Consider the following 7,864-nt stretch of genomic DNA (forward strand, 5'->3'; position numbering starts at 1 on the left):
TCACCTACCATTTTTAACTCTACACAGGCAGCGCACCGTCCCGGTTTAGTTCCCATGGTGTTGCAAGACTTTTAGCCCGTCATGGCAGGCTTTTTAAACAGCCAGTCAGACATATTTATCTCACACTGGCAGCCTTCATACGCGGCCCAGACTTCCAGGCAGGGTGAGTCATCCGTGGTTAATTAGCGTCAGATGTGAGTTAAACCGATATCAGGGAGGCAACTGGTTCCAGTCCCTTGGCTGGAAGCTGCCTGGCAGCGCAACGGTAATGCAGGATTTCTTCTCTGGCCAGGGTATAAAGGCATTTTCGGAAGCGCTGTTAGATCGCTTCCCTGGAGAAGCCCGACGTAAAAGAAAAGTATATTCCTTGTTAATATTAACAGCCTGTTTCCCTTCTTAGTTTAATTCGCCAGCCAGATGCCGTAATAAATCACTATAGTTCCAAGAGAAAGAATGACCTTTGAAAAAATGAACAGCCCTGGTGCCAGCTTACTGATAGCCGGTGAAAACCGCCTGTAATTGTCTGCATTATATTTCTTGTGAAAATCCATAACAGTGCCAAACATATTGCAGAATCCGACAAGTATAAATTTCATACCCCATATAAAAAATAATGATGCACCTAACGCCTCCATTAAGTCCCCTGCGGCGTCCCTGGTAAAACCCGGAATTATAGCTGCCAGTCCTTTAAGCACGAATCCAATAGCGATAATGGCGATAAAAATCCCAACAAAAGCTTTCCCTATACCAGCCAGCGTTTCTTTTCCATAGGAAATCTTACTGCTCCAGATAAAATACACCGTCACTGACCAGAAGAATAAAAATGCTAAAATTTCCATGTTGTTGCCATCCATTTTTAAAAATCAATTAGCAGCCAGAATCGTTATGTAGCCGCTAATTATAGCAATATTGCTAAGGCCACCTCCCTCAACATTATCCGAATATCCTACACTGCTAATAATAAAATCACTCACGGAATTTATGATAAGTTACAAATAAACTTCACCCGTTAATCTTAATAATAAAGAAAATCTGACGCTGGTTGTTTCCGTATTAGTTTGATGATTGAGTCAGGGCGGTCAAATATGCGGATAAAATGCGACTTTAAATAGAAGAATGAAAATTTAATGCCTGAGGACTCGCTTGCGGATGATCTATTAATTTAGAAAGCTGAGCTAAGTTACCAGCCTAATCATAACCCCAGTGAAATTTACCCTTAAGTTGGAGAAATTTTAAAAAGCAACATAGAGAATTATAAATTGATTAATAAAATACCCATAAATGTACTCACCTAATCTTTTCTCTCAATTCATTAGCTGATGCAGCATCACCAGAAGATTGAATCTCATCGATCAATCTCGAAGCTTCAATCATGTCTCCTTTATTTATCAAATAAACCGCATAATTGTACCTGGCAACCTCATTTCCTTGTAAGGCAGATATTTTCAACCATTTTATCATGTCAGGCTTGATGAAATTTGAAAATGCATAATACTGATATAGCTTAATAGAGGCATCGCTATTTACCTCCAAGGATTTCTTCTTGTAATAAACAATTTCATCTTCATTTAAATAGTAAATAGTTCCACTTGAAAGCATTCTTGAACCTCGCGACCAGCTCACGATGAAAATAGTAGACTCGTCAAAATAGATAATAAAATATAAATTATCGTTAATTTTCACTGAAGGATATGAGCATCTCTAAGAAAATAGCAGAGAGTTGAAATTATGAATAAAAACCGGAATGAGCATAATAGCCGCCTCCGGTAGATACCAAGAAACTAGGTTAGATCACTTTTAAAGTGTTAAATCAATCACCTTTGAAGCAACCAATATATTTTAATCCTTTAAAATCACTACCTATAGCAGGAAAATTATCAACGTCAAGATTTGAATACCATAAAATGGCGTTTGCTTTATCAATTCCCAAGTTGGCGCATGTATTTCTTATTTTTTCCATCTCGCTTAGATCAACTGCTGCTTGCTCAAGTATCTCATTAAGAGGAACATCTTTTTCTTCTCTTGGTATTATTCCTATAAAGTCTTCATCGTACCACTTTGTGCCAAGATACTGACAAAATGCACAAACTTTATAGGAGGGATCCTCAAAATCCCCTTCAGTTGAGTAATCAAGCTCAAAATATTTCAAATAGTCTTTTTCGGAATCATAATTACTTCCTATCCAAAGATGTACAATATCCGCGTCGTAATTAGTATTCATCAAAAGCATCCTGTTCGTTTCATGTGGATCGAATGGTGTGTTTCTATAATGTCTATGGCTTGCATCTTAGTTTCAGCACTTTTTAAATCACTGATAAGTTTGTTATGGAAATGCCGCCCTGCTTTACTTCCATGATGAGGACCATTTGGGACAGGCATTCCATTCCTATCAGTGACATTAATAAATGTAATTTCGCTAGTCGGAACTGTCATTGCTTTAAGCTCTTCTGCGCTAAACCCTAACTCTTTCGCTTTAGATGCTATCGATACAGGGAACATTTCATGCATACCACCGGGACTTCGAAGAGCACTCTCAACAGCTGATTTATTATCGATAATATCCTGAACTGATGCGCCATTAAACCAGGAGTTAAACGTGCCTTTTTCCCAAGGAATCAAGCCTAATGGATCCACCCAAACCATTGGATCATTAACATAGGTGTAAGTATTCAATCCACCTTTTAACCCTATCGGGTCCGGCTGCGTATAGCGACCGCCGCGCGGGTCATAATATCTTAGCGTGTTATAGTGCAGCCCGGTTTCACGGTCAAGGTACTGTCCCTGAAAACGAAGGTTCTGCGGCACGCCCCAGCTCGCATTACAATGTTCTGACAGGGTGCGCCCCCAGACAGAGAAGTTGCCGCGCCAGACGCTTTTGCCTTCCTCATCAGTCAGCCTGTCCGGCAGGCCGTTTATCTCGGTGTGGTACCAGTAAATATCACTATGCGCGCCTGTGCTGTCAATACGTGCCAGCGGTTCGTAGCTGTTTTCTGCATAAACATAGCGTACGCCTGTGTCTGGCCTGTGAGTGCTGCTTTCACCAACCAGTTGCATGCCCAGCCAGGCAAATTTTGTGCATTCCGGCTGCTCCTGACGGTGCCGCCAGACGCGTTTTTCCGTACGGCGTCCCAGCGCATCGTACAAGTATTGCGCGCGGCTGAATTCAATATCACCCTCAATCTGAACATCACTGATACGATGCTCACTGTCATAGAAAAAACGCTGCACAATACCCCGGTGGCTATCATGCCGCTCCGTCATACGACCAAAGCCATCATATTCCCAGCGCACACCATCCAGACGCCTCAGCATGTTATTCCGTACCGGATGCAAATCCTGTGTTGTCTGATTGTCTGCAGCGTCATACAAAAACTGTTCATCACAGCCCGGCATTATGCTTTGCGTCACCCTGCCAGCTGCATCGTATCCCCATAGCAACTGTCGGTATTTCTCCTGCGGCGACGACGGTGTGCCATCTGTATAAATCTGACGGATAATCTGATCGGCCTGATCCCACTGGTAACGTCTTTCTGCAATCAGCGTTTTACGCGGGTTGTCCAGACAGCGCCGATGGGAAATCCGTCCCGCCACGTCATAATATGTCTCCTGCGTTAGCACGCCCTGCGTGCGATTCGTTTCCCGGTGCAGACGGTCTCGCTGATATCCTGCCAGGGACAACTTTTTCGCGTTGAAGGAGAGTTGAATCTCCAGAAGATGTCCACTGCCGTAACGAAGAAAGTCGATTTTCTGTCCATCCGGGTATGACGTTGCACTCAGATTATTCAGTGCATCATATTGATGACAGTACTCCCCTGAATGATTTTTTTCGCTGATCAATCTGCCCAGTTTATTATAGGTAAATATCTGATATTCAGCATGTTCCGGGTCACGCATCTCAATAGCAGCCTGACGCCATTCCTGATATGGCGCGCGACAAATCTCTAATGCCAGGGCACTGTGCCGGAACTCGGTCCGATGCTCACATGTTTCACGCGCCGTCATTCGCCCCAGCGCATCATATTCATAGTTCGTGACTTGAGGCGGCATTTCGCTGCTGCTGTCCGGATGGCGGATAAGCGACTCTACCTGCTGGAGCGCATTGTAATGATACTCGGTCTTCCGTCCTGCATAATCCTGCTGCTGCTGCAATAATCCAGTCGAACTATAGCTAAAATGCCACTCCTGCATGTTGCTGTTAATTAATGTTGTCAGTCGCCCAGCCCGATTGAAACGAAACTGTGTTTTCTGGCCCGCCGGATCAACTGCCTCAATGACCTGACCACGGGAATTTAAAGTAACTTTATGCGCCAGAATACCTTCAATACTTTGCCCGCATAGTAAGCCGGCTTTATTGTATTCGAATCGGGTTTCACGTCCGTCCGGACGCGTTAAAATTTCAAGTCGCCCCGCCGGACTCCATGCAAATCGCTGTGTATTGCCCAGCGCATCCGTGATGCTTACCAGCCTTCCTGTATCATCATACTGACGGCGAGCAGGGTAACCGGAACAGTCTTCTTCGCGGATTAGTTGGCCACGACTGTCCCACCAGAAACAGTGCCGGTTACAATGAGCATCTATGCGCTCAACCAGATCTCCCTGTTCATTCCATTTAAAAAGCGTGGTTGCACCTTCCGGATCGGTCAGAGACACAACATCACCGGCTAGATTATACTCGTATTGCCATACTGCACCGTTCGGTAACACCTCTTTCAACGGGAGCGCATATAACGGATGCCAGGTTTTAAGCGTGGTGCGCTCCAGCGGATCGCGCTCCATCGTCAGATTTCCACGCGCATCAAAAGCGTACTCCCAGCGGGCTCCGTCGGGCTGTACCATCTCATTTAGCTGTTCACTGGTCCCAGCCCAGTTGAATGCCCAGCTACCGCCATGTTCATCGGTATAAGCCGTTATACGGTACAACATATCCCAGCGATGCTGACTGGATACACCTTCATCGTTACTCACATAGGCGATGCGTTCTTTTTCGTCAGTATTAATACGCCAGTTTTCCAGCACGCTTGCCTGTTCATCCAGCACCTGGTAGGAAGAAACTCGCCAGTGCCTGCTGTCCAGAGCGGGTTGCCACTGATACTGAACTTTCAGGCCGGTTGAAAAACTGTGCCATGCCAGCATGTCACTAGCCCGATCCCAGCCATACTGGCGCAAAACGATGTTGTCCGCATCGCTCACCATGATCAGCTGGTTCTGCTCGTTGTAACGGTAAGACACCATGCAGCGGCGCGTATTTCCACAAACCTGATATACTGCGCTAAGCCGTCCCCACTCCTGATACTCAAGCTCGACATCAAGTGCTTCATTATCACTAAAGATGCGTACCAACTGCCCCTGCTTATTCCATTCAAAATATTGAGCATTTTCATGGCGATCGTAGAGACGATGCAGGCGCCATTCGCCCATATTTAAGGGATCCGGTTCGTAAAGCTGGTGTTCGCCGTCATGATGCTGTATCACCATCGCACCGTTCGGGCTACAGAACAGTTTCAGACCTTCTTCCTGAAAATCAATGACGTCTCCTGTATTGACCTTGCCCATGCCCAACTCACGGCCAGTCATATCACGAAACATCAGTTGATTATCCGGCAAACGATACAAGCGGGTTTCAAAAGGCAGCATCCAGCCAGTACCTAATATCCCGGCTGCTAAGTTGCGACTGTGGTAAATACGCTGCCATCTGAGTGGTATGCGATCCGGTAGCACAAAATCGAGGTCTTCATCCTGTGCAAGGATTTTAGCGCCAGTAGCAATATTGACAGGAAATGCCGTACTACTGGCTTTAATGACTGCCTGAGCAGCGGCTTCGGTTGCGACGATGCCGCCGAGCGGGCAAATGATTTCTTTAGCAAGGCCGCGCAGAATCAGACGGCTGTAACCAAACTTGATCAGCTGTGGCAGTACCCCTGCCAGGGCCCCGCCCAGTAAATTACCAGCCATATACGCCAGCATGTTTTTACCGCTGTGGATGTCACGCACTGTAATGGTATCGCCGCCGATGCGTACACGGGGATTTTCGCTAATTTTAATAACTGCTTCACAAGTGCTTTTGTCACCATTACGCGCAGCAGGCTGGTTATTGATTAACACTTTTTTTGAACCCTGCGCGATAAAATTACTGCTGGTGACCATATGGCCTTTAGCACATGCGACTTTATCCTGCGGCATGGGTGCCGCATAAGGGTTTGCACTTTCCACCACAGGCTGAGTCAGGCTGGTCCAGACGCTTTTTCCCCAATCTTTAATGTCATCAGACGTAATGTGGCTAGCCTTCTCAGCCACTGACATAAGCGCAGCACCGGGATTCAGTGTTGTTTTCATTGCCATTGCTACGCCAGTAAGCGCAAGCATACCGATCCCCGCCCAGTCAATGCCTTCATCTTGGGCAACTGGCATATTAAGATAGCCACGATCCACAGTGCCGGCTGCGCGCGCTGCCTTTTTCCCCATTATCAACACATCGTCAGACCCACTGATGATGATCGCATCAGGCGGTCCGGGATCAATTACGCTGTCGACAAATTTGCCTGCAGCGTCGCCGATTTCCTCAAGTTTTCCGCTGAAAATCAGCCCGGCAATCGCTGCACCGCCAATCACCGCACCAATTCCTGTACCCGCTGCCAGCATCACTCCTGCAACGATGGCACCTTCTACCAGGCCTCCCACAAAATCGGCAAGCGCCGAGCTATGCACCAGGGGGTCGTCGATACGGGCTGCAATAAAATCCGTCATCGTCAGACTCCCAGTTGCATACCCGCTTTGACTGAGTTCCAGAGCGCATCTGTATCTGCATCAAAAGGGGTCGTTCGGCTAAAGGTCAGTACAAGGAGATGATCTTCCATTCGCACGATCGCTAGCTGTTCATACATCATGACATGCTGGTTCTCGAAAGAGAGTTTGACCTCTTTTGCAGACTGGCCCGCAATAGTGCTTGTCACCTGCTCACCCATTACAACCTTCTTCATTCGCTGCTTAATCCTGGCCAGCTGCTGGGAGAAATAGTCATTTTCTTCTTCAGGTGAGATATCCCATGCGCGGGTGATGACTAAAGTTGCATCACTGGCAGGAAATTTCAGAACATTGATGCTGTGATCCTGCCAGGCATCAGACAAGTTGAGGGTGCCCTCTGAAAGAGCAAATGATTTAATTTCCATTATTCTTTACTTCCCTGATTAAATGCCGCTTTTACAGCATTCTGAATTTGTGCTGATGTGGGCTCTGTATCAGAAGCAGCGGCAGGTTTACTAATATTTAAATCCAGCGTACCGCCGGTATTAATTTCACCCTGCCCGGACGCGTTCACTGTGAAATTTATACATTGCAGATTGACCTGACCGTTAGCGCCTAATTCCAGAATGGATTGACCAGCCACCAGACGTATTCCGGTATCAGAAGCTTGCACAATGCCTCCCTGCACTAGTTGTAAAAAACCACCACCAATTACCTCCGTATGTGAAAGCTGTGTTGCCTGCTCATGCGCACCGGCCACCTTACCTTTGTAGTCTCGATTAATGCTGACGGTTTGTGAGCCACCAACACTATGTGATTCATCATTTTTAACATGGGTATCCATGTTCTTTTGTGCCTGGATCCACAGGTGTTCTTCACCCGCCTTATCCTCAAACCTCAGCGCGTTCGCCGTATCCGCCGTGCCATCCTTCGACCGGCTTAAAAAACCCATCTGCGTCGCCGCAGCAGGCAGCGCCCACGGCGGCATGCTTGCCTCGTTATACACGCGGCCGATAATCAGCGGACGGTCCGGATCGCCGTTGATGAAGTCCACCACCACTTCGTCGTTAACGCGCGGGATCTGCACCCCGCCGAACCCCTGACCCGCCCAGGCGCTGGAGAC

At 47.0% G+C, this 7,864-nt stretch carries 6 protein-coding genes; all 6 read right to left on the reverse strand.

The window, feature by feature from the left end:
• Window positions 1–401 precede the first annotated feature (401 nt).
• Window positions 402–839 carry a hypothetical protein gene (locus tag Q7C21_RS21965; RefSeq protein WP_181405318.1) on the reverse strand — a complete coding sequence of 146 codons (438 nt, stop codon included), beginning with the start codon at window positions 837–839 and terminating at the stop codon, window positions 402–404.
• Window positions 840–1,287: 448 nt separating this feature from the next.
• Complete coding sequence (locus tag Q7C21_RS21970) at window positions 1,288–1,599, reverse strand: hypothetical protein (protein ID WP_033761562.1); 312 nt, start codon at window positions 1,597–1,599, stop codon at window positions 1,288–1,290.
• 211 nt (window positions 1,600–1,810) lie between these two features.
• A complete protein-coding gene (locus Q7C21_RS21975; protein WP_033761564.1) occupies window positions 1,811–2,221 on the reverse strand; it encodes an immunity 22 family protein in 411 nt (136 codons plus the stop codon).
• Complete coding sequence (locus Q7C21_RS21980) at window positions 2,221–6,744, reverse strand: RHS repeat-associated core domain-containing protein (RefSeq protein ID WP_375151098.1); 4,524 nt, start codon at window positions 6,742–6,744, stop codon at window positions 2,221–2,223. The genes Q7C21_RS21975 and Q7C21_RS21980 overlap by 1 nt, the downstream gene beginning before the upstream one ends.
• 2 nt (window positions 6,745–6,746) lie before the next feature.
• The gene (locus Q7C21_RS21985) at window positions 6,747–7,166 is read right to left on the reverse strand and encodes a DcrB-related protein (protein ID WP_003849020.1); all 420 of its coding nucleotides are present in this window, start codon (window positions 7,164–7,166) and stop codon (window positions 6,747–6,749) included.
• Window positions 7,166–7,864, reverse strand: a 699-nt coding sequence (locus Q7C21_RS21990) for a phage baseplate assembly protein V (protein ID WP_375151099.1), incomplete at its 5' end; no start/stop codon positions are given. The genes Q7C21_RS21985 and Q7C21_RS21990, both read right to left, overlap by 1 nt.

It is taken from the genome of Pantoea sp. ANP04 (assembly GCF_041982285.1).
Classification (GTDB): domain Bacteria; phylum Pseudomonadota; class Gammaproteobacteria; order Enterobacterales; family Enterobacteriaceae; genus Pantoea; species Pantoea eucalypti.

What these genes read in the sequence shown, in the direction of transcription:
- Q7C21_RS21965 (WP_181405318.1), bottom strand. Translation starts at nt 839, where the DNA reads ATGGAAATTTTAGCATTTTTATTCTTCTGGTCAGTGACGGTGTATTTT.
- Q7C21_RS21970 (WP_033761562.1), bottom strand. Translation starts at nt 1,599, where the DNA reads ATGCTTTCAAGTGGAACTATTTACTATTTAAATGAAGATGAAATTGTT.
- Q7C21_RS21975 (WP_033761564.1), bottom strand. Translation starts at nt 2,221, where the DNA reads ATGAATACTAATTACGACGCGGATATTGTACATCTTTGGATAGGAAGT.
- Q7C21_RS21980 (WP_375151098.1), bottom strand. Translation starts at nt 6,744, where the DNA reads ATGACGGATTTTATTGCAGCCCGTATCGACGACCCCCTGGTGCATAGC.
- Q7C21_RS21985 (WP_003849020.1), bottom strand. Translation starts at nt 7,166, where the DNA reads ATGGAAATTAAATCATTTGCTCTTTCAGAGGGCACCCTCAACTTGTCT.